This is a genomic window from Glutamicibacter arilaitensis Re117, assembly GCF_000197735.1.
GTDB classification, from domain to species: domain Bacteria; phylum Actinomycetota; class Actinomycetes; order Actinomycetales; family Micrococcaceae; genus Glutamicibacter; species Glutamicibacter arilaitensis.
On sequence record NC_014550.1, the window covers coordinates 1,207,233 to 1,232,604 of the forward strand.

At 60.1% G+C, this 25,372-nt stretch carries 24 protein-coding genes; 21 read left to right on the top strand and 3 right to left on the bottom strand.

Translation table 11 applies throughout. From position 1 onward, the window contains the following. Positions 1 to 6 precede the first annotated feature (6 nt). The 16 genes from AARI_RS06015 (at position 7) to AARI_RS06090 (ending at position 16,836) form a co-directional block, all read left to right on the top strand. Positions 7 to 1,026 carry an ABC transporter substrate-binding protein gene (locus AARI_RS06015; RefSeq protein ID WP_013348441.1) on the top strand — a complete coding sequence of 340 codons (1,020 nt, stop codon included), beginning with the start codon at positions 7 to 9 and terminating at the stop codon, positions 1,024 to 1,026. Beyond that, positions 1,023 to 1,931, top strand: coding sequence for a hypothetical protein (locus tag AARI_RS06020; protein WP_081461107.1), 909 nt, complete (start codon positions 1,023 to 1,025; stop codon positions 1,929 to 1,931). Before AARI_RS06015 ends, AARI_RS06020 begins: the two co-directional genes overlap by 4 nt. After that, positions 1,924 to 2,760 carry a class I SAM-dependent methyltransferase gene (locus AARI_RS06025; protein ID WP_013348443.1) on the top strand — a complete coding sequence of 279 codons (837 nt, stop codon included), beginning with the start codon at positions 1,924 to 1,926 and terminating at the stop codon, positions 2,758 to 2,760. Before AARI_RS06020 ends, AARI_RS06025 begins: the two co-directional genes overlap by 8 nt. A gap of 3 nt (positions 2,761 to 2,763) precedes the next feature. Further along, the gene (locus tag AARI_RS06030) at positions 2,764 to 4,059 is read left to right on the top strand and encodes an opine metallophore biosynthesis dehydrogenase (protein ID WP_013348444.1); all 1,296 of its coding nucleotides are present in this window, start codon (positions 2,764 to 2,766) and stop codon (positions 4,057 to 4,059) included. Beyond that, a complete protein-coding gene (locus AARI_RS06035; RefSeq protein WP_013348445.1) occupies positions 4,056 to 5,318 on the top strand; it encodes an MFS transporter in 1,263 nt (420 codons plus the stop codon). Before AARI_RS06030 ends, AARI_RS06035 begins: the two co-directional genes overlap by 4 nt. Next, positions 5,315 to 6,421 (top strand): FecCD family ABC transporter permease, encoded by a 1,107-nt coding sequence (locus AARI_RS06040; RefSeq protein ID WP_013348446.1) that lies wholly within the window; start codon positions 5,315 to 5,317, stop codon positions 6,419 to 6,421. The genes AARI_RS06035 and AARI_RS06040 overlap by 4 nt, the downstream gene beginning before the upstream one ends. A 30-nt stretch (positions 6,422 to 6,451) precedes the next feature. Beyond that, positions 6,452 to 7,237, top strand: a complete 786-nt coding sequence (locus AARI_RS06045) for an ABC transporter ATP-binding protein (RefSeq protein ID WP_013348447.1) — start codon at positions 6,452 to 6,454, stop codon at positions 7,235 to 7,237. A gap of 87 nt (positions 7,238 to 7,324) precedes the next feature. After that, positions 7,325 to 8,728 (top strand): mycothione reductase, encoded by a 1,404-nt coding sequence (gene mtr, locus AARI_RS06050; protein WP_013348448.1) that lies wholly within the window; start codon positions 7,325 to 7,327, stop codon positions 8,726 to 8,728. Positions 8,729 to 8,782: 54 nt separating this feature from the next. Then, a complete protein-coding gene (locus AARI_RS06055; protein ID WP_013348449.1) occupies positions 8,783 to 9,268 on the top strand; it encodes a hypothetical protein in 486 nt (161 codons plus the stop codon). A gap of 359 nt (positions 9,269 to 9,627) precedes the next feature. After that, complete coding sequence (locus tag AARI_RS06060; RefSeq protein WP_013348450.1) at positions 9,628 to 12,609, top strand: FtsK/SpoIIIE family DNA translocase; 2,982 nt, start codon at positions 9,628 to 9,630, stop codon at positions 12,607 to 12,609. Between the two features lie 5 nt (positions 12,610 to 12,614). Then, on the top strand, positions 12,615 to 13,217 hold the full coding sequence (pgsA, locus tag AARI_RS06065) for a CDP-diacylglycerol--glycerol-3-phosphate 3-phosphatidyltransferase (RefSeq protein WP_013348451.1): 603 nt from the start codon (positions 12,615 to 12,617) through the stop codon (positions 13,215 to 13,217). Between the two features lie 10 nt (positions 13,218 to 13,227). Further along, on the top strand, positions 13,228 to 13,710 hold the full coding sequence (locus AARI_RS06070) for a CinA family protein (RefSeq protein WP_013348452.1): 483 nt from the start codon (positions 13,228 to 13,230) through the stop codon (positions 13,708 to 13,710). Positions 13,711 to 13,906: 196 nt separating this feature from the next. Then, positions 13,907 to 14,320, top strand: a complete 414-nt coding sequence (locus AARI_RS06075; RefSeq protein WP_041649480.1) for a helix-turn-helix domain-containing protein — start codon at positions 13,907 to 13,909, stop codon at positions 14,318 to 14,320. A 110-nt stretch (positions 14,321 to 14,430) separates the two neighbouring features. Then, entirely contained in the window at positions 14,431 to 14,655 is a 225-nt protein-coding gene (locus AARI_RS06080; protein WP_013348454.1) for a DUF3046 domain-containing protein, read from the top strand. 241 nt (positions 14,656 to 14,896) lie between these two features. After that, entirely contained in the window at positions 14,897 to 15,949 is a 1,053-nt protein-coding gene (gene recA / locus AARI_RS06085) for a recombinase RecA (RefSeq protein WP_013348455.1), read from the top strand. After that, positions 15,949 to 16,836 (top strand): regulatory protein RecX, encoded by an 888-nt coding sequence (locus AARI_RS06090; RefSeq protein ID WP_013348456.1) that lies wholly within the window; start codon positions 15,949 to 15,951, stop codon positions 16,834 to 16,836. The genes recA and AARI_RS06090 overlap by 1 nt, the downstream gene beginning before the upstream one ends. Here AARI_RS06090 and AARI_RS06095 read toward each other — a convergent pair. Next, positions 16,830 to 17,138, bottom strand: coding sequence for a hypothetical protein (locus AARI_RS06095; RefSeq protein WP_041648596.1), 309 nt, complete (start codon positions 17,136 to 17,138; stop codon positions 16,830 to 16,832). The two genes, AARI_RS06090 and AARI_RS06095, sit on opposite strands and share 7 nt — an antisense overlap. A gap of 175 nt (positions 17,139 to 17,313) precedes the next feature. Between AARI_RS06095 and miaB the strand changes: the two genes are divergently transcribed. The 4 genes from miaB to AARI_RS19190 all read left to right on the top strand — a co-directional run bounded on the left by miaB (position 17,314) and on the right by AARI_RS19190 (position 21,484). Next, entirely contained in the window at positions 17,314 to 18,843 is a 1,530-nt protein-coding gene (gene miaB, locus AARI_RS06100; protein ID WP_013348457.1) for a tRNA (N6-isopentenyl adenosine(37)-C2)-methylthiotransferase MiaB, read from the top strand. A gap of 4 nt (positions 18,844 to 18,847) precedes the next feature. Beyond that, entirely contained in the window at positions 18,848 to 19,750 is a 903-nt protein-coding gene (gene miaA, locus AARI_RS06105) for a tRNA (adenosine(37)-N6)-dimethylallyltransferase MiaA (RefSeq protein WP_013348458.1), read from the top strand. Positions 19,751 to 19,782: 32 nt separating this feature from the next. Then, on the top strand, positions 19,783 to 20,718 hold the full coding sequence (gene dapF / locus AARI_RS06110) for a diaminopimelate epimerase (protein WP_013348459.1): 936 nt from the start codon (positions 19,783 to 19,785) through the stop codon (positions 20,716 to 20,718). 466 nt (positions 20,719 to 21,184) lie between these two features. Continuing rightward, positions 21,185 to 21,484, top strand: coding sequence for a hypothetical protein (locus AARI_RS19190; RefSeq protein WP_013348461.1), 300 nt, complete (start codon positions 21,185 to 21,187; stop codon positions 21,482 to 21,484). A 540-nt stretch (positions 21,485 to 22,024) separates the two neighbouring features. On the opposite strand, the gene AARI_RS06125 is transcribed toward AARI_RS19190, so the two are convergent. Beyond that, complete coding sequence (locus AARI_RS06125) at positions 22,025 to 23,380, bottom strand: IS481-like element ISAar28 family transposase (RefSeq protein ID WP_013348462.1); 1,356 nt, start codon at positions 23,378 to 23,380, stop codon at positions 22,025 to 22,027. A 235-nt stretch (positions 23,381 to 23,615) separates the two neighbouring features. Between AARI_RS06125 and AARI_RS06130 the strand changes: the two genes are divergently transcribed. Beyond that, complete coding sequence (locus AARI_RS06130) at positions 23,616 to 24,677, top strand: hypothetical protein (RefSeq protein WP_013348463.1); 1,062 nt, start codon at positions 23,616 to 23,618, stop codon at positions 24,675 to 24,677. Between the two features lie 53 nt (positions 24,678 to 24,730). Here AARI_RS06130 and AARI_RS06135 read toward each other — a convergent pair whose 3' ends face one another. After that, complete coding sequence (locus tag AARI_RS06135) at positions 24,731 to 25,336, bottom strand: class I SAM-dependent methyltransferase (protein WP_013348464.1); 606 nt, start codon at positions 25,334 to 25,336, stop codon at positions 24,731 to 24,733. Positions 25,337 to 25,372 lie beyond the last annotated feature (36 nt).

Genomic DNA, 25,372 nt, shown 5'->3' on the forward strand with positions numbered 1-25,372 from the left:
GGATCAATGAAGAGAATTAACCCCTGGATGCTGGCCGTGCCAGCTATCATCTTGGCAACCGCCACCGGATGCAGCACCCCTGCAGGAACAGCCAATGAGAATGTCCCTGGCAGCGAGGCGGAAAAGACCGTCCTGGACAGCTGCGGCCGGGAAGTCGTATTCGATCAGGAGCCGCAAAGCGTCCTGGCCATCGGATCCGAGGCACCTGCCCTGCTGACCGCAGCCGGGGCAGGGGAGAAGATCACCCACTACGCCGGCAGGTACCAAGTACCTTTCGATGAGGAAACCGAGAAAGCAGTGCGCAACGCACAGCGGGTCATCGAGGATTCGCATGACGTTTCCTACGAAATGATCCTGGACTCCGGAGTGGATGTGGTTATCGGCACCGACATCGCCGCCGGGATCGACCTGAACGCACTGGCCCAGCGGCTGGAAAGGGCTGGAGTGAAGATGCTGACCGTCAGCGGATACTGCGCTGGCTTTGAAGACCGCTCCACCTCGGGGGTGAGCGGCTTCGACCAGATCTACAAGGATGTTGAATCCTACGGGGAGCTATTCGGCACCGAAGACCACGCCGCGCAATCGGTCAAGGACATGCGAGCCCGGGTAGATGCCGCAGCGAAGCGTGTTGCGCAGCAGGAGGAACAGCGCGGACTTCCGCTGTATGTCCCGACCGCCGGAACCCTGGGATCCTACGGCCACGAATCCCTGGTTGCCGAGCAGATGGAAGTGCTGGGCATGGAGAACGTATTCAACAACGTGCCCAAGCGCTATTTCGAACCTTCCAACGAAGAGCTGGTCGACAGCGCCGCGGACAAGGTCTTCGCCATGTACCTGCCCACCGGTTCCTCAAACTTGGAAACCGACCAGCAAGTGATCGATGAGCTGCGCCAGCGTACCGAGCTCAAGGGCCTGCCTGCCATTGAAGATGAAGACGGCATCGTGCCGCTGAACTACTACTACTCCTCGCCCGGACCGCTGGCCGTGGACGGGGTGGAACTGATCGCCGACCGGCTTACCCGGTGAGCAACCGGCCTGCGGTGCTGCGCCGGAGTACTCCAGCAGCAAGCAGAACAGCGCGTGCTCCGCGGAGCACCCGATGCCAGGTCCGCAATGCCACCGCTGTCGACTTCGTGAAGCTCAGTCCGGCCTCGAACACGACCGTGCTGGTGACTAGCAGGCATCCCGAGACGCAGTATCTGGCCATCGCGGACCGGCTGCTGCGCGCCGAGCATGTGCACGCCGAGCAGGTCGGGTTCATCCTGCCTCCGCGCAAGCCGCAGGCCCACACCCGGTTGCACATGGCCGGGGACGAATTCTGCGCCAATGCCACCTTGTCCCTGGCCGCATGGCACGCCGCAACCAGGCCCGGGCCCGACCGGGCCGAGCTGCTCATTGAAACCAGCGGGGCCCGGCAGTCATTGCACTGCCGGGTTGAGCCCTCGGAGGCTGGATACCGCTGCGAACTGTCGATCCCGTGGCCGCAGAGCATCGAGCCTTATAAGGTTCCGGGCATCGAGCGCGCCGGATTGGTTCGCTACCCCGGCGCCGTGCATCTGGTGGCAGAAGGCGATGGATCCGATCCGCTGCTGCGTGAACGTGCGCAGCAGCTGGCCGTGGAACTGGGCGCACGCGAAGCGGTCTGCGTGGTGGGCATCATGCTCTATGACCGGCACCGCCAGGAACTGGCCCCACTGGTCAGCGTCCCGGCGCTGGGCAGCATGATCTGGGAAGGCAGCTGCGGATCGGGAACCGCCGCAGTCGGCGCGTATCTGGCTGCCGTCACCGGCACCCCCATCAACGCCAGCGTTAAGCAACCTGGCGGAACCACCCAGGCCTTCGCAGACAGCAGCCGCGCCGAGGCCACCGCGCTGCGGATCTGCACTGAAGTGAACATCGTGGCCGAAGGGACGGCATATATCCATGTCTGAAACACCACTAATCACCCTCAACGGCAGCACCTGGGAGCTAGCCGGAGCGTTGCGCGGCTACCTGGAGTGCTTCACCGCGGCAGTAGCCAGCTATGACGGGTCCACACGCCACGCCGCAGAGCTCGAAGAGCTGCTGGCCAGCTATTCGCAGCTGGTCACCGACCCGGCGAATGAAGCGGACTACGAACAGCTGGCCGCCACCGGCACCGGAACGGAACTCATCGCTCAGTTGCGCAGCGAATCCGCCCGCTGCGTCGCAAGTATCGAGAAGTACCGGGCGCTGCGCCTGCTGGAAGGAGGCGGCGGCGCCGAAGGCTACTTCGCCAATATTGAATCCTGCATCGCTGAGGAATTCGGAGCGGTCGCCCCGGATGCCAGCAGCATGGTGCTGCTGGTCGGCTCGGGATCCTTCCCGATGACCCTGCTGAACCTCGCCGCGCGCACCGGGGCCAGCGCACGGGGCATCGACATCGACCCTGAAGCACTGGAATTGGGCCGCAAGGTCGTGGCGCAGCTCGGAGAATCCCTGGATATCGAGCTGCTCGGCGAACGGATCGAGCAGCTGGACTTCCTGGCTGAGATCACCCACATCGTTTTCAGCTCGACGGTGTCCGTGAAGTACGAGCTGCTGCACCAGCTGCATGCGCTGACCCGAGACGACGTGGTGGTGGCGATGCGCTTCGGCGACGGATTGAAATCGCTGTTCAACTACCCGCTGCAGCCGGTGGACCCGGACTTGTGGCACTGCTCGGCAGTGATCCGCCAACCCGAACAGGTCTTTGACATCGCGCTGTACACCAAGACGCGCACGAGAATGGAAAGCAATTAGCCGATGGATGAACTAGGAAATATCCTCATCGCCGGAACCGGGCCGGTCGCGGTGCAAAGCGCCGTGCTGCTCGGGACGTTGCCCGGAGAACTGGGCATCGCAGGACGCGGCTCGCAACGCGCGAACGCCTTCTTCGACGCGCTGGACGCCACCGCCGGAACCGCGCAGAGCACGGTGCAAAACCCAGCCCACGGCGCACTGGCCGGAACCGTGCGCTTCGCGCACCGCTATCGCGGATACCAGCAGGTCGCCGGCCGGTGGGACACCCTGGTGCTGGCCGTGACCGCCGACGCCTATCTTGCCGTGCTGCGCGAGCTGGCACCCGAGGTGCTCGTCTCGCTGCGGCGCGTCGTGCTGCTCTCGCCCACGCTGGGTTCGGCCGCCTTGGTGCGTGAATTCGCTGGCGGACAGGCGGCGGACCTGGAAATCATCAGCTTCTCCAGCTATCTGGGGGATACCCGCCCGTTGGAGGGGACCGGCGGGGCGCTGGTGCTGAGCGCCGGGGTCAAGGCCCGCATCTACGCCGGATCCACTCATGGGCACACCCCGGCACTGCAGGCGCTGTGCGCGATCCATGCCGAGGCGGGCACGCAAGTGCAGCTGATGGACCAGCCTCTGGAAGCCGAAGCCCGGAACATGTCCTTGTATGTTCACCCGGCCCTGTTCTTCAACGAGGTCGCGTTGCGTGCAGTCTTCGCGCCGGCGCCGCCGATCCAATACGTCTACAAGCTCTATCCCGAAGGTCCGGTCACCCCGGCGCTGATCCACGCGCTGGCACAGACCTGGCGGGAACTGACCGCGATCACCACCGCGCTGGGAGGGAAGGGCGTGAACCTGTTGGCCTTCATGCTCCAGGACGGCTACCCGCTGCACCCCCAGAGCATCAGCCCGGCGCAGGCCGCCAGCTTCGAACAGCTGCCGCCCATCGAGCAGGAGTACCTGCTCTACGTGCGCTATGCATCGCTGCTGATCGACCCGTTCTCGCAGCCCGATGACCAAGGACGCTACTTCGACTTCTCGGCCATCGCCTTCCGCCCGGTCTTCATAAACGAGCTGGGCCAGTGGGATGTGCCGCGGATGCCCAAGGAAGACTACTACCGCACCAAGATCATTGCCGGGCTCGCCCGGAAGCTGGCCGTGCCCTGCCCGATGATCGACTCGCTGCTGGCCGCCTACGAAACGGCTCTGGAGCAGGCCGCACACGAGCTGGCAGGCCAACGCCGCGCGCCGGCTTTTGCCGTGCAGGACTTCGCTGCGGACTTGGACATGATCAGCGCCGGCATCGGGAGCGCGGTATGAGCCAGCCAGAAGCAGAAACCATCCAAGCACTGCCCAGCGAGCGGCGGATCATCGTAGAGATCTGGCCGGCACTGCTGGCCTCCGCGCTGGGTCTGCTGCCCTTCACAGTGCTGAGCACCTTCTTGGTGCCCATCGCCGACTGGGCCGGAGCAGGCTACGCCGAAACCGGGACCCTGCGCGGGCTGGCCGGAGTCGGTGCGGTGCTCGCCGGCATCGGGCTGGCCCCGCTGATCGGACGCATTGCCCCGGGCACGGTGGCCGCCGCAGCGCTGGGGCTGATGGGCGCCGCGGCCATCGTGGGAACCTTTTCGGGTCTCGCCGCGCTGGCCATCTTCTGCCTGGCCACCGGCGTATCCAATGCGCTGCTCTACCCGGCGCTATCAACCGCGGCCGCGGATCGATTCGGCAGCACCCCGGCTGCCGGCCGGGCCGCCACCTTGGTGATGACCGCCCAGACCTTGGCCTCCACGCTCGGTGCGCCGCTGCTGATCCTGCCGGCCATGTTCTGGGGCTGGCAGGGCAACCTGATCGCCATCGGCATCATCAGCATCGCGTTGATCCCGGCGGTCCTGCGCTACGGCCGCCGCGGCGCCGTGCAGGCCGATCCAGCCCAAATCGCGCCGGCTAAGCCACCGGCCCGAGTGGGATACCTGGCAGCCTTCAAGTTGCTGTCGCAGGTGCCCGGCGCCCGGGCGCTGCTCTTGGTCTCCTTCGGGAGGGCCGGAGCATTCATGGGGCATCTGGCCTTCCTGGCCCCGCTGTACGCGCACAAGTTCGCACTGGATGCCAGCTGGTTCGCCTGGGTCTGGTCGGTCAGCGGCGGAGCTTTCTTCCTCGGACACCTGCTGGCCGGACGGATGCTGAACGCCGAAGATTCCCAGCGCCGCACCCGCACGGTGATGATCATCTGCTTAGCCACCGGCCTGGTGGCGCTCTTCGGCGTCTACCTGGCACCGGTACTGCCGCTGGCCGTCGCCAGTACTGCGATGCTCTCAGCCAGCCATGCGGTCGTCTCGGCCGCGGTAACGAGCCTGCTGGTGGCCCGCTGCACGCAGGTGCGCGGCACCGCGCTGAGCTTGAACGCCGCCGGGATGTCGCTGGGCTTGTTCTTAGGCACTGCGGCTTCCGGAGCGGCGATGGCCGCGGCCGGATACTTGGCCGCCGCTGCGGTACTTGGCGTCTTGACCGGGATCGCGTTGCTCGCCGCACTGAGCCTGCGCGCCGCAACCACCGATGAAATATTGGAAGGCCAATCATGAGGCAACCAGGACCCGTACTCGAGGCGGCACCCGCCGCATTGGTGTTCTCCGCCGATGATTTGGAGCACCGCCAACGCTCCCGGCAGACCTGGTGGTGGATCGCCGGGCTGCTGGCCGCTGTGCTGGTGTCCTTGCCGATGGCCATCGGGCTAGGGCCGGTTTCCATCGAGCCGGGCGCCGTGGTGGGCATCCTCAAATCGCAGTGGTGGGATGATCCTGCTCTGGCCTCCTGGAGCGCTTCGGATGAATCGATCGTCCTGTTGCTGCGCGTGCCCCGGGTGCTGCTGGGGGCCGCCGTCGGTGCCGGGCTGGCGCTGGCCGGCGTGGCCTTGCAGGCGCTGACCCGCAACATCCTGGCCGAACCGTACCTGCTGGGCGTGACCTCCGGAGCCTCGACCCTTTCGGCGGCGTCGATTCTTTTCGGTGCCACCGCCGGGATCGGCTCGGCCTCGTTGGCCACCAGCGCCTTCGCCGGGGCCCTGATCGCCGGAATCGGCGTCTACCTGCTGGCTCGCGTCGGCAATGAAATGACCTCCACTCGACTCGTGCTGGCCGGCGTATCCGTGGGGTACGTGCTGCACGCACTGACCTCGCTGCTGATCTTCGCCTCGGATGACCCGAATGCCGGTCGCTCGGTGCTCTTCTGGACCCTGGGCTCGCTAGCGCAGGCCACCGGGCAGTCGGTGCTGATCACCTGGGTGGTGGTGCTCGGAACCCTCGCGCTGCTGGTGTACTGGTCGCGGCCGCTGGACGCGCTGGCCATCGGCGATGGCACCGCACAAACGCTGGGCATTTCCCCGGCCAAGCTGCGCGCCGCCGTCATGATCGTCACCGCACTGTGCGTCGGTGCCTTGGTAGCTTCCTCCGGCGGCATCGGATTCGTCGGATTGGTGATCCCGCATGTGGCCCGGCTGTGCGTGGGCTCTACCCATCGAAAGCTGCTCCCAGTGGCGGCGCTGCTCGGAGCGCTCTTCCTGGTCTGGGCAGATGTGCTGGCCCGCACCGCGCTGGCGCCGCAGGAACTGCCGTTGGGCATCGTCACCGCATTGCTCGGCGCCCCGCTGCTGTTCGTCCTCGTGCGCCGGCTGAACTCCGCCCAATGACCAACGTTTTGTGAAAGGCAGGGAAAAACCATGATTACCGCAACCGATATTTCCGTGGGGTACGGAGGCAAGCTGGTCATTGAGTCCGTGGGCCTGTCCGCTGGCCCCGGCGAGGTCGTGGGGCTGATCGGGCCCAACGGCAGCGGCAAATCCTCATTCTTGCGCACGCTGTACTCGGCACTGCGCCCGCAAACCGGACAGGTCAGCCTGGACGGACAGCCGGTCAGCGCGCTGCGCGGCAACGAACTGGCGCGGCGGATCGCCGTGGTGGCGCAGGAAACCCCGACCGATCTTCCGGTCAGCGTGGCCGAGATGGTCTTGCTGGGCCGTACCCCGCACCGCACGGCGCTGGCATCCTTCACCCGCGAGGACCACCAGGCCGTCGCGGCGGCACTGAGCAGGGTCGGCGCGCGCTCGTTGGCAGATCGACGCTATTCGACCCTCTCCGGTGGCGAGAAGCAACGCGTCTTGGTGGCCCGCAGCCTGGCCCAGCAAGCCGATCACCTGCTGCTCGATGAGCCCACCAACCACCTGGATATCCGCTATCAGCACGAACTGCTGCGCATGCTCCGGAGCTTGGGAACAACCACCGTCATCGTGCTGCACGACTTGAACTTGGCTGCCCGCTACTGCACCAAACTGGTGATGCTCGATGGCGGTGGCGTCGTCGCGGCCGGCAGTGCCGAGCAGGTACTCGATCCGGATCTGTTGCTGCAGGTCTACGGAATTCACGCCGAAGCAGTCCAGGTCAATGGCACACTGCAGCTGGTCTTCAGCATGGTCGATGAGCCCTTGGCGCAACATACCGCTGGTTGACAGCACAGGTGGTAGCCTACCCGGTAGGCGGACTTGGCAATTGTCCTGTCTGCCGGGCCTAGCCGTAACCGTGAAAAGGAACCACCTATGACCTCTCCCGCTGCTTTTCAGGTAGACAAGCACTACGATCTGATCATCCTCGGCACCGGTTCGGGCAACTCCATCCCGGGCCCGGAATTCGATGGCAAGTCCATTGCCATCATTGAAAAGGGTGCTTTCGGCGGCACCTGCCTGAACGTGGGCTGCATCCCCACCAAGATGTATGTCTACGCCGCCGATGTGGCTCTGGAAACCAAGGAATCGGCCCGGCTGGGGCTTGATGCGCAGGTGAATTCCGTGCATTGGCAGGACATTGTGCGCCGTGTCTTCGAGAAGCGTATTGATCCGATCGCCCAAGGCGGGGAAGAGTACCGCCGCGGTGAACAAACCCCGAATATCGATGTCTACGACCAGCATGCCCGCTTCGTCGCCGAGCGCACCTTGCGTACCGGGCAGGGGGAGCAGGCCGCGACCATCAGCGCCGACCAGATCGTCATTGCCGCCGGCTCCCGTCCATTCATCCCGCAGGACATCATTGACTCTAAGGTCACCTTCCACACCAATGAAGACATCATGCGCTTGGAGCGCCAGCCCGAATCCATGGTGATCGTTGGCGGGGGATACATCGCCATGGAATTCGCCCATGTCTTCGATGCCCTGGGCACCAAGGTCACCATCCTCTCGCGCTCGGAACTGCTGCGCCATCTGGATGCGGACCTGCGCGAACCGTTCAACGAACTGGCAGCGGCACGCTTTGACGTGCGGGCCGGGCGCACCATGGCCAGCGCGACCGAAGATGAGCAAGGCATCACCCTGACCCTCGATGACGGGTCCACCGTCAACGCGGAGGTATTGCTCGTGGCCACCGGCCGTATCCCGAACGGGGACCAGCTGGACTTGGACAAGGCCGGCATTGAAGCCGAAAACGGCAGTATCAGCGTCGATGAATTCGGGCGTTCCACCTCCGCTCAGGGGATTTGGGCCTTGGGCGACATCTCGTCGCCGTACATGCTCAAGCACGTGGCCAATGCGGAAATGCGCGCGGTGCGCCATAACCTGCTGCATCCTGAGGACCTGAAGCAGATGCCGCATGAACATGTGCCGGCAGCCGTCTTCACCCACCCGCAGATCGCCAACGTGGGCCTGACCGAAGGAGAAGCCCGCGAGGCTGGACACGACATCACTGTCAAGGTCCAGAAGTACGGGGACGTGGCCTACGGCTGGGCCATGGAGGATTCCACCGGGATCGCCAAGCTCATTGCCGATAGGCAGAGCGGCAAGCTGCTCGGCGCTCACTACATGGGACCGCAGGCCTCGACCTTGATCCAGCAGATGATCACCGTCATGGCCTTCGGGCTGGATGTGCGCGAGGTGGCGACCAACCAGTACTGGATCCATCCAGCGCTTCCGGAAGTCACCGAAAACGCCCTGCTGGGCTTGGACTTCTCATAATGATTCAAGCTAAGTCCTATGTGAAATAAGGCCAAGCCGTCGTACTCTTGAGCCATGAACGCAAAAACTGCCGCACCAGTGTCATCGATCGCTTTGCGGATCTTCTTGATCGCCGGTGCGGCAGGAGCTCTATTCGGCGTGCTCGCGTTGCTAGCGCTCTTCTGGGAAGTGGTTGCCAGCGGATTTGCCGGAGGATTCCAGCCAGGCACGGTTGCTGCAGCTTTGCAGTTCATCGCGATCGCCTGCGGCATTGGACTGGCAGTGGGGTTGCTGTGCGCTTCAGGAATGTACGTCGCCCTGGAAATCCGCGCAGTGCGCAATGAGGGTGACAGCCCAGCCCGGCAAGCAGCTTGCGCGGCACTTGGCGCAGGCATTGGCGGTCTGCTGCCAGCTTCGATTCTGATGCTGATCGGCGGTTCCGAGGGCCAGTGGGGATTGCTGAGCTTGATCGCCGTCGGGTTCCTGGCTGTTTGCAGTGCTGCCGGGTACCTCATCACCGCTGGCCTGAACTGCCAGCATCAGCGATCCATGGGCTTCTGAACCGCAACCGTCTAATGCTCCAAGCGCTGCACCGGATAACTTGGAAACCAAAAACGGCATCCGCGCGTACAGGACCAATGCGTTTGCCGGACTTCGACGCAACCTCGTGGATCCGGCAGTTTCAGTGCGGCCGTGCCCGCGCGATGCCAGAACCACCAAAATCCCACAGGAGACTTGATGAGCTCGAAACGTCGATTCGCATCGGGCCCGCGCCTTGGCCGCTGATCCATGCTGATCATCAACCGCAGACGACAAGTTGATCCCCTAACTGGGTACGTGATCATTCTCTAGCCCTCGCCAAACCCTGAGCAGACGTGTAAATTCGGGGTGCTTCAAGCTAATGGCGATACCCTTGGAGTATGGCCCCACGTACCCAGTCTCAGGGGGCGAAGAAGCCCACGACGCGCAAACCCAAGGCGTCCAGCTCTTCGTCCTCCAAGAAAACGCCCGAGAACCCGGAAGCGGAACTCGCCCTGCCGTTGCGCGCTATACGCAGCGTGTGGATGGGCGTTGCCCGGATCTTTGGCGGAGCATTCCGCCGAATCGGCGGAACCGTCAAGCCTGATTTCGAAGTCCGCCGCGACGGCACCGGACTCTTCCTCGCGCTGATCTCCATCACCGTGGCGATTATCGAGTGGTGGGGCCTGCGCGAAGCAGGATGGTTCGGCGTTGGCGTGCACGCCGTTGCCGGCGGAACCCTAGGCTTCATGGCCGTGCTGCTGCCGATCATCTTGTTCATCGGTGCGTTCCGGCTCTTCCGCTACCCGGAAGAAGTCACGTCCAACAACCGCATTGGCATCGGGCTGCTGATCATGACGCTCTCCGGTTCTTCCATTGCCTCGCTAGCCAATGGATCTCCTGCGGTTTCCGATGAGTTCGAGACGCTCTGGAATGCCGGCGGCATGGCCGGTTCCATCCTGGGCACCCCGTTGGGCCTGCTGATCTCGGTTCCCGGGGCCATGGCTGTGTTCATTTTCCTGGTCTTCATGTCGATCCTGATCGTCACCGCGACGCCGTTCACCCAGATCCCTTCTCGCTTGCGTGCTGGCTACAACCGGTTGCTGGGACAGGATCCCGATGCGCCGCGTGCCAGCAGCGCACGTTCCACCATGGAACTTGATCCGACGCGCGAAGACCATGACCAGTCCTACCTCTACCCGGAGGAGGACGCTCCCGCGCCCGCACCGAAAAAGAAGAAGCCCGGCTTCTTCGAACGCCGTGCAGCAGCGGCCCGCCAGGTCACCGAGGTCTACGACGTGGATGGCACAGAAACCTCCGAACGTCCTGGCGACGTCGCCTACGACACCGCGGTCATCGACCCGAACGAGCCTTCCACCGACGCGCTGCCGGCCATCAACCGCAATTCGGGCAAGATTTTCGACGCCGATGAGGCAGCCACCCAGGCCATTGCCCGCCCTGACTTCACCGAGGAGTCCAGCAGCTCGCAGGATGACTCGGCCACCGTTGCCATCCCGAAGCCTTCAGGACCGCCACCGGGGGTCAAGCGCCCCACCAAGGCTGAAACTGAAATGGCCGAGATCATGGCCAACATCGGTTTGCAGTCCGAACCGGAGGCCACTACCTCCGCCATGGACCAGGTCTCCTCGCGTGCCGCCGGGCTCTCCGCCTCCCCACAGGCGCCAATTCCAGCCCGCAGCGAACAGCTGCAGCTCTCCGGAGACGTCACCTACACCCTGCCAGAAGAGCACTTCCTTCCTGCCGGCCCTCCGGCCAAGGAAGCTTCCGAAGCCAACCAGGTAGTGGTCGATGCACTGACCAACACCTTGCAGCAGTTCAAGGTCGATGCCCAGGTCACCGGATTCTCCCGCGGCCCAACGGTGACACGCTACGAGATCGAGCTGTCCCCGGGAACCAAGGTGGAGAAGGTCACCGCGCTGTCCAAGAACATCTCCTACGCCGTAGCTTCCTCGGATGTGCGCATCCTTTCGCCAATCCCCGGCAAGTCCGCCATCGGCATCGAAATCCCGAATACGGATAAGGAAGTCGTCGCCCTGGGCGACGTGCTGCGCAGCTCCAACGCCCGCAAGTCCGAGCACCCGATGGTCATGGGCGTGGGCAAGGACGTGGAAGGCGGCTTCGTCGTCGCCAACCTGGCCAAGATGCCGCACCTGCTGGTGGCAGGCGCCACCGGCGCCGGCAAGTCCTCGTTCGTGAACTCGATGATCACCTCGATCCTGATGCGCTCCACCCCGGATGAAGTGCGCATGGTCATGGTCGACCCCAAGCGCGTGGAGCTCACCGCCTACGAGGGCGTGCCGCACCTGATTACCCCGATCATCACCAACCCGAAGAAGGCCGCCGAAGCGCTGGGCTGGGTAGTGCGCGAAATGGACACCCGCTACGACGATCTGGCGAACTTCGGCTTCAAGCACATCGACGACTTCAACAAGGCGGTCAAGGCCGGCAAGGTGCACCCTCCCGAGGGATCCAAGCGAGTGCTCAAGCCCTACCCGTACCTGCTGGTCATCGTCGATGAGCTCGCCGACCTGATGATGGTCGCCCCGCGCGACGTCGAGGAGTCGATTGTGCGCATCACCCAGCTGGCCCGTGCCGCCGGCATCCACCTGGTGCTGGCCACCCAGCGCCCGTCGGTGGACGTGGTCACCGGATTGATCAAGGCCAACGTGCCTTCGCGCATGGCCTTCGCGACCTCTTCGGTCACCGACTCCCGCGTGGTGCTGGACCAGCCGGGTGCCGAGAAGCTGCTGGGCCAGGGTGACGCCCTGTTCCTGCCGATGGGCACTTCCAAGCCGATGCGCGTGCAGGGCGCCTGGGTGACCGAATCCGAGATCCATCGGGTGGTCGAGCACGTCAAGAGCCAGCTGGCTCCTGAATACCGCGACGACGTCATTCCAGCCGCCGAGAAGAAGAAGCAGATCGACGAGGACATCGGAGACGATCTGGATCTGCTGCTGCAGGCGACCGAGCTCGTGGTCACCAGCCAATTCGGTTCCACCTCGATGCTGCAGCGCAAGCTGCGCGTAGGCTTCGCCAAGGCTGGACGCCTGATGGACCTGATGGAATCGCGAGGCGTGGTCGGTCCTTCCGAGGGCTCCAAGGCCCGCGATGTGCTGATCCAGCCCGATGAGCTGCCGATGGTGCTGGCCGCCATGCGCGGCGATGACCCCTCAACCACTGCGCCATCGGCCACCGAGGCGGCACTGGTCCAAGAGGCCAACGTGAACCACGCTGAGCCGGTCGCTGAGTATGCCGAGGACCTGGTTGCCAAGGATCTGGACGATCGCCCGCAAGCCGTTGACTACTTTGATGGCTCCGACGAACCCGGCGAAGACGCCTGGGACCTGACAGGAAGAAACTGATACCCATGAGCGAGCAAGCAGGCAGCAGTGCCCAGCAGCCGGTACCGACGCTGAATATCGCCAACGTGCTCACTACCATCCGCATCATCATGGTGCCGTTCTTCGTGTGGGCCCTGTTGTTCGACGACCATGAGCAGCGCTTGTGGCGCTGGGTCGCGCTGGGACTTTTCGTCGTGGCCATGTACACCGACAAGCTCGACGGGGACCTGGCGCGCAGCCGTGGGCTGGTCACCAACTTCGGCAAGATCGCAGACCCGATCGCCGACAAGCTGCTCACCGGTTCCGCGCTGGTTTGCTTCTCGATTCTGGACGAACTGCATTGGTGGGTCACCATCGTGATCCTGGTGCGCGAATGGGGCATCACCTTGCTGCGCGTGGTGGTCATCCGCTACGGCGTGATTGCAGCGAACATGGGCGGCAAGATCAAGACCGTGCTGCAGGCAATCGTGATCGGCCTGTATCTGCTGCCATACACTTACGACATTGATTGGCTGGGCACAGTGGCCTGGTACCTGATGCTGCTGACTCTGGCAGTCACCGTGGTGACGGGGCTGGAATACCTGGTCAAGGCAGGCCAGCTGGTGGCCACTGCCAAGAAACAGAAGTAGGATCAGCGCCATGAAGCCCAAAGCACCAGAGGTGATCGCCAAAGCCATTGACAGCGCAGTGCAGTTGGCTACCGCTGAGTCACTGACTGCTGGCATGATCGCCGCGCGCCTGGCTGAGGTGCCAGGGGCTTCAGCGGTGCTGCGCGGGGGAGTAGTCAGCTATTCCTCTGAGGTCAAGGCATCCTTGCTGGGTGTCGATGCTCAACTCCTTGAAGCTCATGGCTCGGTGGATCCGGAAGTTGCCCGGCAAATGGCCGTAGGCGCACAACGTGCCTGCGGAGCAGAAGCAGCGGTTTCTGCCACCGGCGTCGCTGGACCTGAACCACATGACGGCAAGGCCGTGGGGACCGTGTATATTGGGTGGGCCATGGGCACTGAGTCCGGATCCGAGGTCCACCATTTTGTGGGAGACCGAGCGCAGATTCGTGAACAGAGCACCCAGGCAGCACTTCACCAGTTCATTGCCATCTTGGATAAAGCTTCTTCACAGTAAGACGCGAAATACTCTTTTTCCCGAGATGTTACGCAAAAATCACCTCCAATGTGGCGTAGGTCGCAATTATGTGATTAGGGTGAATGCACGGGAACAAATTCGTATGACCCGTCGTTGTACGAACTGTAGGGCCGCAAGGATGGCCCCCGTATTTGATTAGATCTTCGAGATGGACCTAGGAGCAGAGGCTAAATTCATGGTCAAGCAACCCGTAACTGTCAATGGTGTCGTCCGTTGGCGCGATATGGGAGAAGCCCATATGGTCCAGCCCGAGAAGGAGGAGCACAAAATGGTAGTACTCCGTCATGAAATCGGCGACGTCCTGCGTGACGTCCGCCAGCGCCAGGGCCGCACCCTGCGCGAGGTTTCGCATAGTGCACGAGTCTCCCTCGGATACCTGTCCGAGGTTGAGCGCGGTCAGAAGGAAGCCTCTTCTGAGCTGCTCTCTTCGATCTGCGTCGCACTGGAAATCCCACTATCTGTGATGCTCCGCGAAGTATCCGAGCGTGTTGCGCTGGCCGAAGGCATCGCAATCCCGGATACCGTACCAACGGATATGGCCAACGAGTTCGCGGCTAAGGGCAGTAACAAGCCGCTGGCTTCGGTCTAACGCCAAATTTTCAAGGCTACCGCTACTCAGTAATCGAGACTGCCGGCGGCCGAGCAAGGAGCCTACGCGAAATGCGTGGGCTCCTTGCCTATGCGTGGGAGAATAACTAGGTGAAAAACAGCGATTTCTGGCGCAACATGGAAAACGAGTTTGGCTCGAGGTACTCCCACGTGCTGGCCGACTCCATGTCCCTAACCGAACTTGATAGCCTCACCGCAGCCGAAGCGCTGAATAAGGGCGTCAAGCCGAAAATGATCTGGGAAGCCATCTGCCGGGCACAAGATGTTCCGGCTGAACGCTGGCTCGGCGTAGATATCGAGCCAAAGGACTCCTGAATATCCCGTTCGAAAACCACGACTTCGAATCTTCGAACACGCCGTGTTGAATTTCGAACATCTGTTCGGATAGGGTTATCCTAGAAACGGCGCAGGAAACTGCGACGAAAACTTAAGCACTGAGATTGTCCACACTTGAGGGCTATCGGAGTCCAAAGTGTCGGTGGACGAGCATACTGTCTATTGCAGGACAAAATTCATGAGCAAGCACGTAGCAGGCTTGCAAGAGCAAAGGTGAACCATGGCAGCAAAAAATGATCGGGAAAAGGCGCTAGAGGCTGTCCTTGGCCAAATCGACAAGGCCTACGGCAAGGGCTCGGTCATGCGCCTGGGCGATGAAACCCGCGCACCCATTGAAGTAATTCCTACCGGCTCGGTCGCCTTGGATGTCGCCCTTGGCATTGGCGGACTGCCACGCGGCCGCGTGGTGGAGATCTACGGTCCTGAATCATCGGGTAAAACCACTGTGGCCCTGCACGCTGTTGCCAGCGCACAGAAGGCTGGCGGCGTCGCAGCATTCATCGATGCTGAGCACGCATTGGATCCGGAATATGCGAAGAAGCTGGGCGTCGACACCGATGCACTGCTGGTCTCCCAGCCGGATACCGGTGAGCAGGCGCTGGAAATCATGGATATGCTCGTGGGCTCCGGCGCACTGGACATCATCGTCATCGACTCCGTGGCGGCCTTGGTTCCACGTGCCGAAATCGAAGGCGAGATGGGCGACAGCCACGTTGGCCTTCAGGCGCGACTGATGTCCCAGGCCCTGCGTAAGATTACCGGTCGCCTCTCCGCCTCGAAGACCACCGCAATCTTCATCAACCAGCTGCGTGAAAAGATCGGTGTCTTCTTCGGCAGCCCGGAAACCACCACCGGTGGCAAGGCGCTGAAGTTCTACGCTTCGGTACGTATTGATATTCGACGCATCGAGACCTTGAAAGAGGGCACCAACGCGGTCGGTAACCGTACCCGCTGCAAGATTGTCAAGAACAAGATGGCCCCGCCATTCAAGCAGGCTGAATTCGATATCCTTTACGGCCACGGTATTTCTCGTGAAGGTTCGCTCATCGACATGGGTGTTGAGCACAACCTGGTCAAGAAGTCCGGCGCTTGGTTCACCTACGACGGAGACCAGCTGGGCCAGGGCAAGGAAAACGCCCGCCGCTTCCTGCGCGATAACCCGGACCTGGCCAATGAGCTCGAACGCCAGATCCTGCAGAAGCTTGGCGTTACGCCAATGGAAGAGGTCGAAGAAGACGAAACAGAACTGCGAGTCGTCGAGGGCGATAAGTAGTGGCCTCAGGCTTTCAACGACGTAGCGTCCGCCCCGGAAAAAAATCCGGGGCGGACGCTACGTCCGTTTCCAAAGAGTTCCAGGGCGATCTGGACGATATGCCAGACTGGGCCAAACCCAGCCCGGAAGAATTGGAAAAGCAAGCGGCTGAAGAAGCAGCCAGGCAAGAACGTGCTGCGGCACGCGCCGCTGCCCCAAGCATGCCAGCGGGCAGTACCTCACGCACCATTGCCAGCCTCGCGAATGAATCCAAAGCGCCGGGCAGCATTGAAGAGCTGCGAGCTGCTATGGAGCAGATTGTTGCGGCTCCGGCCGTAGCTCAGCCTTCGAAGAAAGAACGGCGTGAAGCGCGCCAAGCACGGCAAGTGGCGCGCGAAGCGGGGGAGCCTGAGCAGCTCAGCGATGATCAATGGCGTGAAAAAGCGCGGAGCATTTTGCTGCGCCAGCTCACGGCCAGTGATAAGACGGCCAAACAGCTCAAGGACAAGCTCCTTGAAAAGGAATGCCCTGAAGACATAGCCGATGAAGTCATTGACCGTTATGTCGAGATTAATCTCGTTGATGATCAACGCTTTGCCAAGTCCTGGGTAGTTGCCCGTGCTCGCTCACGTGGACTGGCCCGCGGCGCAATCAAGCACGAGCTGCGTTCCAAAGGCATTGATGACGAATCGGCTGCCGAAGCACTTGAGCAAATAGACGATGAATCCGAGGAGCAACGAGCCCGTGAACTTGTGCGGGCAAAGCTGCGTCCAGAATCAATGGGAGCAGATCGCGACAGGGCATTGCGCCGACTCGTCGGGATGCTGGGCCGCAAGGGTTACCACGGCGGAATGGCCTTTAAAGTTGCGCGCGAGGAATGGGAAGAGCGATTCGGCAATCGCTACTGATTGCGCTTTGATTTTCGAATTCGTTCCTTGCCGCGGCGGTCAAGCCAATCATCCAGGCTCTGATAGCCCCACAAATACAGGGCGCCGAAGCCGGCGAGCACTGAGCCAACACCGATGTTGAACAGCAAATCATCGATTTTGTAGTCAATTGGTGGAATGAGGCGGATGCTGATTGGGACAGCGAAGAGGAATAGCACGGACAAACTGGCCATCCACCAATGGAAAACCTTCATGCCATGGCTCAAAGGCAGCGCACGGTTCTTCTTAGTTTCCGATGGCGGCAGTTGCGAATGGTTTTCCACGAGGATCCCTCTGATAGGACGAAATAGCTAGCCGATAGTCTAATTCCATGCTAACCCTCGGGCACGCATGTAGCGAAGCCGACCGCTTGCCGGACTTCGCGCCCAGTGGAGTGCAGTAATTCACCCTAGGGTCACCTATATTTCAGCAGTACACGATCTTCGGTAATCTTGAAGGGTGACTGAGCTAGAACCCCTGAGCAGAATCGGCAGTGAAGACCATCCCCGTACCTATGAAGTACGTACCTTCGGCTGCCAAATGAACGTCCATGACTCCGAACGCCTCTCCGGACTCCTCGAAAATGCAGGACTATCCCGCAAACCCGAAGAGCAGGCCGAAGAAGTAGCTGACGTTGTCGTCTTCAACACCTGCGCCGTGCGCGAAAACGCGGACAACAAACTTTATGGGCATCTTGGCCTGCTGAAGAATCTCAAGGCCGAACGTCCAGGGATGCAGATTGCAGTCGGCGGCTGCCTAGCTCAGAAGGACCGCGACACCATCGTCAAAAAAGCTCCATGGGTAGACGTGGTATTCGGTACGCACAATATCGGCTCATTGCCTGCGCTGCTGGACCGTGCGACCCACAACAAGAAAGCACAGCTGGAGATCCTTGAATCTTTGGATGTCTTCCCCTCGACCTTGCCTACCCGCCGCGAATCGGTGTACGCAGGTTGGGTTTCGATCTCCGTGGGCTGCAACAATACCTGCACCTTCTGCATCGTGCCTTCGCTGCGCGGCAAGGAACGCGACCGCCGACCAGGCGAAATTCTCGCCGAGATCCAAGCACTGGTTGACGACGGCGCCATTGAAGTAACCCTGCTGGGTCAAAACGTAAACTCCTACGGCGTGGAATTCGGAGACCGGTTGGCCTTCGGCAAGCTGCTGCGCGCCTGCGGTGAAATCGAGGGACTGGAACGCGTGCGATTCACCAGTCCGCATCCGGCTGCGTTCACCGATGATGTCATTGAGGCCATGGCCGAAACGCCTAATGTCATGCCGCAGCTGCACATGCCCCTGCAGTCCGGCTCGGACAAGGTCCTCAAGGACATGCGCCGTTCCTACCGTTCGAAAAAGTTTCTTGGCATTTTGGATAAGGTCAGGGAACGCATCCCGCATGCAGCAATCACCACCGACATCATTGTCGGCTTCCCTGGTGAAACTGAAGAAGACTTCCAAGCGACGCTCGACGTAGTTCAAGCATCGCGATTCTCCTCCGCATTCACCTTCCAATATTCCAAGCGACCTGGCACTCCGGCGGCTGAATTGGAAGAGCAGCTTCCCAAAGCCGTGGTTCAGGAACGCTATGAGCGTTTGACGCAGCTCCAAGACCGCATCGCCAAGGAAGAGAATGCAAAGCAGCTGGGCAGGACGGTAGAAGTCATGGTCACCGAGCAGTCCGGCCGTAAATCTGCCGAAACCCACCGTTTGACCGGACGCGCACAGGACCAGCGCCTGGTGCACTTCTCCGTACCAGACGGCGCTGAAACACCGCGTCCAGGCGATCTTGCGACCCTTCCTATTACCGAAGTGGCAGCATTCCACTTGATCTCTGATCCATCCGCTAGCCAGTATTCCTTGCGCCGCTCACGCGCTGGGGATGCATGGGACCGCGCCCAAGCCGAAAGCTGTGGTGTGCCGAGTCCCGGTGCAGCCTCCTCCACTGGCGCTACGAATTTGGGCATGCCAACTTTGAAGGTGCGCAGCTAAGTACATGACCAATTCGAACCTGCCGGTAATTGCCGTCGTTGGCCCCACCGGGACCGGCAAGTCAGATTTAGCGATTTCTCTGGCCCAAGAACTGGGTGGAGAAATCGTCAATTCTGATGCACTGCAGTTCTACCGCGGCATGGACATCGGCACCGCCAAGCTGCCTATCAACGAACGCGGTGGAATCGCACACCATCTGCTGGACACCATGTCGATCCGCGAGGAAGCCTCCGTTGCTGCTTTCCAAGCGCAAGCGCGAGAGCAATTCGCTCAAATACGTGCCCGCGGCAAGGTCCCGGTGATGGTCGGCGGTTCGGGGCTGTACGTGCGTGCAGCGTTGGACGTCATTGACTTCCCACCCACAGACCCTGACGCTAGGCGCAGGCTGGAAGCAGAAGTTGAGGCTGAAGGCGATGGGAGCTTGCGTCGCCGGCTAGCTGAAGTGGATCCGGTATCGGCCGGACGCAACCTGGATCTGCGCCGAGCCATCAGGGCCTTGGAAGTCTATGAGATCTCGGGGCGTGCTTTCAGTTCTTTCATGCCCCAACGCGAGTACTTTGCACCAGCCATCCAAATTGGTTTGAACTATGAACGCCAAGCCTTACATGCGGCCTTGGAAAATCGTGTGCACAAAATGGATTCCATGGGATTGGCCGAAGAAGTTGCCGGATTGCTTGAGCAGGGATTGCGCGAAGGCAAAACCGCATCACGCGCCATCGGGTACCAGCAGTACATCGACTATTTGGATTCCCAAATCACCAGGGCAGAAGCCATCGAGCAAACGGTCATTGCGACTCGGAAATTCGCCCGGCGGCAGATCACCTGGTTCAACGCAGATGCGCGGGTCAGCTGGTTGGATCCGACCGAACCAGATCTGCTGGAAAAAGCACTAAAGATTATTGGCTAGCCAACGTAAGTACGAAAACTCTAGGAGCATTGATGTACCGCACCGAATTAGGACAGCTGGCTGGACAACGTTTTGCCAAAGGCCATGCCACCGGCAATGACTTCGTACTGGTTGCAGACCCCGAAGCCAAGCTCGAGCTCAGCCCGGAACAGGTAGCGGCCGTGTGCCACCGCCGCTTCGGCATTGGGGCAGACGGGCTGATCCGCGCCGTGCCAACCTCCCTCGTCCCAGGATATGAAGAACAGTTCCTCGATAATCCCAAGGCCTACTGGTTCATGGATTACCGGAACAACGACGGTTCCATCGCCGAAATGTGCGGCAATGGTGTGCGTGCCTTCGCGCACTACCTGATCGCCGAAGGTCTGATCAGCCTGCAGGTTGGGCAAAGCTTCCAGATCGGCAGCCGTGCAGGAGTCAAGGAAATTACCCGGCTTGCCGATGGCTATGCGGTGAATCTGGGTCCTTGGGGATTGATCTTCGAACAGGAAGCGACCGAAAGATCAATTGACTCCATGGTCAAGCCACGTGGATGGGAGCAGGCACTGCCTGCTTTGAGCATCACCATGGGAAACCCCCATACCGTCGTGGCCCTGCCCGATGCCCAAATGCTCGAAGAGCTGGACCTCTTCCAAGCACCAGAGGTCTCTCCGGTTCCGGTCAACGGCACCAACGTGGAATTCGTAGTTCCATCCGAGCCACTCATTGAAGAAGATGGAGTGGCGCAGGTGCAGATGCGTGTATACGAACGCGGGGTTGGGGAGACCCTTTCCTGCGGCACCGGAGCCTGCGCGGCAGCCGCAGCCGTACGGTACTGGGCTCGCAGCACCGCACTGATCAATCAGTGGGCTGTCACTGTGCCAGGTGGAGTCGTGGGAGTTGAATTCCGCAGCAATGAGGCAGGTGGCGAAGACACGATCCTCAGCGGACCGGCGGATCTGGTTGCCCGCGGAGTAATCGGGACGGAGTAGTTTTCCCCAGCACGAAGCAGGATGGCGAGATAAAAAGTATTTTTAGGTAATGTGATTCAACACACTCTTGCGGATCGATCCGTCAAGCGTATACTTTCAAGTACGGGGGTAAGTGGGTAATACCCACAAACCGTAGCCAGATTTTGGAGTGTAGTAATGAATCCGACAGGTAAATTTGTTCCGGTTGGGGAATCCAGCACCGATGTGCGATCTCGAATCTCGCTTGGCAAAGCTGGCGTGCGACGTGACGATAGATACGCAATAGCCGTGAACGAGGAGGGTGAAATCTTGTTAACCCCATTGGTCTCAATCCCAAAGCGGGAGCTCTTGGTTTGGGAAAACTCGGTCATCCGCGATTCCCTGGGTAGGGCCCTGCAGGATTCTGCAACGGGTAGGGTAAAGCGCCGCGGTAGCTTCAGCAAGTTTGCCGAAGAATCAAGCGACGATATCTCCTAGGGGCACGGAGATGCCATCGTTTGAACTTCTTTTCACGGAAGAAGCTTCTAGCCAGCTTGATGAGCTGGAATCGAGAGCCGATATGGCAGTGAAGCTGAAAAAGGTCTATAAGGCCTTAGGATTTCTAGAAAATGACCCGAAGTATCCCGGTCTTAATTCCCATAAATATTCCTCATTGTCTGGGATCTCTGGTGAGGATGTTTGGGATTCCTATGTTGAAAACCGTACTCCGGCCGCTTGGCGAATTTTTTGGCATTATGGACCGAAATCTGGAGAGATTACGGTTCTAATGATCACCCCGCATCCGTAGAAGCTGTCATGCATTCACGCCGATGAAGTATGCTCAAAAACACTATCGGATTTTGGGGGGTGCTGTGGAGATGGACGGCCAGCGAAAAGAGCGACTAGTTTTGAATGCTCTTATTACTTTTGCGGATGCTTGTACATTGCCGAGCCTTACTCCATCCTGCCCTTTCTATGAGTTAGAAAATGACTTGCCCTCATGTCAGGAGCAGTGTCGCCAACTTGCTAGTGAAATGGGGTCCGAAGACCGGCCGGTAGTTCAACAGCGGATTGGCGGGCTGGTGATGAAAGGGCGACAAATACCTAAGTTCGTAGTCGGGGGCATGAACGACTTTGATGCCGGCCGGGAATTTATGGCTCAAAGGCACCTAGATCCCGACAGCCAATCAGTGACATCTCTTCTAATCGGTCTGGAAAGTCACTTCATCCGTGCGGTCTTGGGCAGTCAAACTTCAATTAATTTAACGATGTGATGTCTCAAGACACCGGTGACACTTCTGTCCCAGGACATCGGTAACACTCGGTGTCTCAGGACATCGGTAACAGATCAGACCGGGTCAGGCATGTTTTGGAACTTCTCCGTGGCATGCTTCAAACTCAAATACTTCACGCCCTGCGGGAACGGGTAATCGAATTTCGCGACCAGTTCACCCTCCATGCTCAGCACCATCAAGTCTGTCGGGTCCCAAACCACATTTACCACTGTGGAGCGCAGTAGCTTGCCCAGATAAATTTCAACCCCGGCAACCCGCAGGCAGCGGTTCTTATTGGCTCGCAGCACGTGACTTCCGCTCTCGCCCATGAGTTCAGAACGCAGCGTGGCGCTGAGCTTAGCCGGCTCTGGAGGGGTTCGTGCAGCAGCCAGCTGCCGGGCCACGCGCTCACTTCCGGCTTGGACGCCAAGAGCTACTTGAGCCTGGCTCGGTCCTGGTTTCGTGCTCAGTTCCTTCCATTGCCCAAGCTCCAGCGGCTCAGCTGCGGGCGTTGCATCCCACGCTTCTTGCGGAGTCATCCGATCTTCCAGGGACTGGTGCCCGCGTTGGGTGTTATAGGCATGGTCGAAGACATCCAGCTGCGCCTGCAACTGTGCTAGATCGGTGGCGAACGGCTGCTTTTTCAGCCATTTGAACAAGGTTGAATGAAGCCGTTCGTTCTTGCCCTGGGTGGTGGGCTTGTGGGGTTTGCCAGTGATCGTCGCGATGCCCAGACCGTTGGCGTAAGCGACCAGCTCGCTCAGCACGCCACGGCGGATGGGGTTCAGCGCATCACCATTATCGGTGAGCAGTCTTTGCGGCACGCCGCACGATTCGATGCCTTTGCGGAAGACCTTCACTGCATCTTGGCCGTTCTCGGTCTTGGCGGCCAATGAAGCGACCGCCAGCCGGGAATGGTCATCGATCAGCTGGAAGATCACGCATTTGCGTCCTCCTTCCAGCACGTATTCGGTGGCGTCCAGCTGCCAGCAGGAATTGGGCATCGGATAGCGGAAGGACCGGTAGGAGGAACGCGGACGCTTCTGCGGGGCTGGGGTAACCAGGCCTCGTTCGGAGAAGATCCGGGCCAGTGCCGAGATCGATACCGTGGGCATGCCCAGCTTCTTCATGTGATCGTGCACGCTGATCGGTCCGTGATCCCAGCCCGAGGCTTGCAACGCCTTGCGCATTGCGACCGCTTGGTCCTTGACGGCGTCGTTTGTTGCGGTAGGCGCTTTTTTCGGCCGTCGGGAGCGGGGTTCCAGGGCTGCTGCTTGGCCTTCGGTTTGGGCTCGTTTGCGGATTTGGTAGAAAGTCTTGCGGCTAATTTCGTGTTCCGTGCAGAAGGCGGTGACCGCGCCTCTGGGAGCGTCTTGTGGCCATCGGGCGATGGCTAAGCGTATTGTCGAGTTGACTGGATCATTTTTCACACTTTCCAGTTCATCAGCCCGCGTGCTGGCCGAGAGGCCGGTAGGCGGGCTGTGTCCTTCGGGGCGTTAAATCCCGGGGAGAAGTGTCACCACTTTAAATGTTGAAGTGTTACCGATGTCCTGAGGCAGAACTGTTACCGATGTCCTGAGAGAAAACACAATTAATTTAACGATTGAAATTTGGACCGAACTAAAGAAGCGAAAATTCCCAGTCGCAGTAGCTACATCGAGCGGCATGAGTGCCACTCTGGCCGACACGATATTGGCCCTCATCTCCCTACCCACCTTGCGAAAGCATGGCTACTTAGTGCCGGCCATCGAGACGGTCGAATCTGAAATCGAAAATTGTTGGATTGATTTAGCCACTACCTCATTTAATAAATTTCGAGAAAATGATGTTCCAGAGGCCGACGTACGTCCGCAAAAAGTCTTGATTATCCCTAAGGCGTTGCGGCCGAAGGAGCTTCAAAGTGATGAAATCGTCAGGATCGCACGTAACGACGAGTTTCTGTCCTATATTTTCCATCCGGATTTTTTTGTTCGAGTTCATCAGTGGTTCAGCAAGATTCTCCTCGAAGGGCCAGAAGCCGCCCTCGCGCGTATAGTTCCGAATGCTTCGTTGTTTTCGAGTCTCGAAAAGAAATCACAGCAAGACGAATACGGGCGATGGCTCTGGGACAGACTTACAGTGACCCAGCTAGACCAATGGGCTTTGACTTCACTCACGCATGAATGGAACTGGATCAAGAACGCAGACGACCACGGGATAGATCGACGATTTCTGCGTGCGCGGGAAACCGAACTCGAAAGAGTCACAGACACGTACTTTGAAAAATTATTGTCGGTCAAAACCGTCCAAAGAAGTTCAAATTTTAGTACTGCATCCTTCACGCACGCGGCTGTTGAAAAACTGCGTGCGGGTAACCCCAATGAAGCGGCGGAGATTTTCGCAGGACTAACTGAGATACTCCCCTCTTCAGGTGAGGCTTGGAACAATCTCGGTTTTTGTAGGATGGCCTTTGATCTTGATTCTGCGTTGAAGGCGTTCGCCAGATCGGCGCAATTTAGCCGTAGCTTCGCTCCGATTTGGATTGCGAATCATATTCTTGCGCTGCACTTGGGTGGTAGAACGGAAGAAGCGCTCTTATTGTCTAAATTGCCAGTGCCGCCGGAACATGTCGATGCTGTCTGGGCTTGGGAAATTACATCCTTACCCCACCGCCCGACGTTAATCCAGATGGACAATAGCAACGAATATCTTGAGCAGGTCATCGCGTTCGTGAGTCGCAGTTCTTAATGGGAACTCAAAGCGTTCAACGGAAGAAAAATATTATGTCCTTGAATCTTGCACTAGGCAGGCCGGGAGACCTTCAAGACCCGGAAAGCCTTGGAAGTTGCCTCGCGGGTGACCTTCCAAGCGGAAGGAAGCTGAGCTACCAGCCACTTCTGTAACGAATCACTGCCCAGATTCTTCTGAACCACCATCCACGCTTCGCCACCAGGTGCCAATCGAGGCAGCCACAGCATCAGCAACTCATGCAGGGCATCCTTGCCAATGCGAATCGGCGGGTTGGACCAAATGGTGTCGAACTGCAGGCTTGGATCTATGGAATCCGGGCTGCCCACGACAACGTTCGACAAGCCGAACGCCGTAGCGTTTAACCGAGCAAGGTCGATGGAACGCTCGTTGACGTCAACGCCGTAGACCTCGGAGTCAGGGGACTGCTCGGCAGCAGTCAAGGTAATAGGTCCCCAGCCGCATCCGATATCCAGAATGCGCCCGCGAGGGGTCGGTACGTACTGCAGCAGTACCGCAGTGCCCTTGTCCAACCCGGCAGGGGAGAAAATTCCCGATGCAGTCTGTACCTTGCGCAGCGAGCCATTGAGCTCAACTTCGATGGTGCGACGTTCGTCTGCTGAGGCCGGGCTGGCGGTGAAGTAGTGATCCGAGGTCATAGGCAAAGTTTATCGCCCAGTTCGGATACCCAAAGA

Excerpts from the sequence above, each read along its gene's own strand:
- AARI_RS06015 (WP_013348441.1), top strand. The coding sequence starts at position 7 with ATGAAGAGAATTAACCCCTGGATGCTGGCCGTGCCAGCTATCATCTTG.
- AARI_RS06025 (WP_013348443.1), top strand. The coding sequence starts at position 1,924 with ATGTCTGAAACACCACTAATCACCCTCAACGGCAGCACCTGGGAGCTA.
- AARI_RS06030 (WP_013348444.1), top strand. The coding sequence starts at position 2,764 with ATGGATGAACTAGGAAATATCCTCATCGCCGGAACCGGGCCGGTCGCG.
- AARI_RS06035 (WP_013348445.1), top strand. The coding sequence starts at position 4,056 with ATGAGCCAGCCAGAAGCAGAAACCATCCAAGCACTGCCCAGCGAGCGG.
- AARI_RS06040 (WP_013348446.1), top strand. The coding sequence starts at position 5,315 with ATGAGGCAACCAGGACCCGTACTCGAGGCGGCACCCGCCGCATTGGTG.
- AARI_RS06045 (WP_013348447.1), top strand. The coding sequence starts at position 6,452 with ATGATTACCGCAACCGATATTTCCGTGGGGTACGGAGGCAAGCTGGTC.
- mtr (WP_013348448.1), top strand. The coding sequence starts at position 7,325 with ATGACCTCTCCCGCTGCTTTTCAGGTAGACAAGCACTACGATCTGATC.
- AARI_RS06055 (WP_013348449.1), top strand. The coding sequence starts at position 8,783 with ATGAACGCAAAAACTGCCGCACCAGTGTCATCGATCGCTTTGCGGATC.
- AARI_RS06060 (WP_013348450.1), top strand. The coding sequence starts at position 9,628 with ATGGCCCCACGTACCCAGTCTCAGGGGGCGAAGAAGCCCACGACGCGC.
- pgsA (WP_013348451.1), top strand. The coding sequence starts at position 12,615 with ATGAGCGAGCAAGCAGGCAGCAGTGCCCAGCAGCCGGTACCGACGCTG.
- AARI_RS06070 (WP_013348452.1), top strand. The coding sequence starts at position 13,228 with ATGAAGCCCAAAGCACCAGAGGTGATCGCCAAAGCCATTGACAGCGCA.
- AARI_RS06075 (WP_041649480.1), top strand. The coding sequence starts at position 13,907 with ATGGTCAAGCAACCCGTAACTGTCAATGGTGTCGTCCGTTGGCGCGAT.
- recA (WP_013348455.1), top strand. The coding sequence starts at position 14,897 with ATGGCAGCAAAAAATGATCGGGAAAAGGCGCTAGAGGCTGTCCTTGGC.
- miaA (WP_013348458.1), top strand. The coding sequence starts at position 18,848 with ATGACCAATTCGAACCTGCCGGTAATTGCCGTCGTTGGCCCCACCGGG.
- dapF (WP_013348459.1), top strand. The coding sequence starts at position 19,783 with ATGTACCGCACCGAATTAGGACAGCTGGCTGGACAACGTTTTGCCAAA.
- AARI_RS19190 (WP_013348461.1), top strand. The coding sequence starts at position 21,185 with ATGCCATCGTTTGAACTTCTTTTCACGGAAGAAGCTTCTAGCCAGCTT.
- AARI_RS06130 (WP_013348463.1), top strand. The coding sequence starts at position 23,616 with ATGAGTGCCACTCTGGCCGACACGATATTGGCCCTCATCTCCCTACCC.
- AARI_RS06135 (WP_013348464.1), bottom strand. The coding sequence starts at position 25,336 with ATGACCTCGGATCACTACTTCACCGCCAGCCCGGCCTCAGCAGACGAA.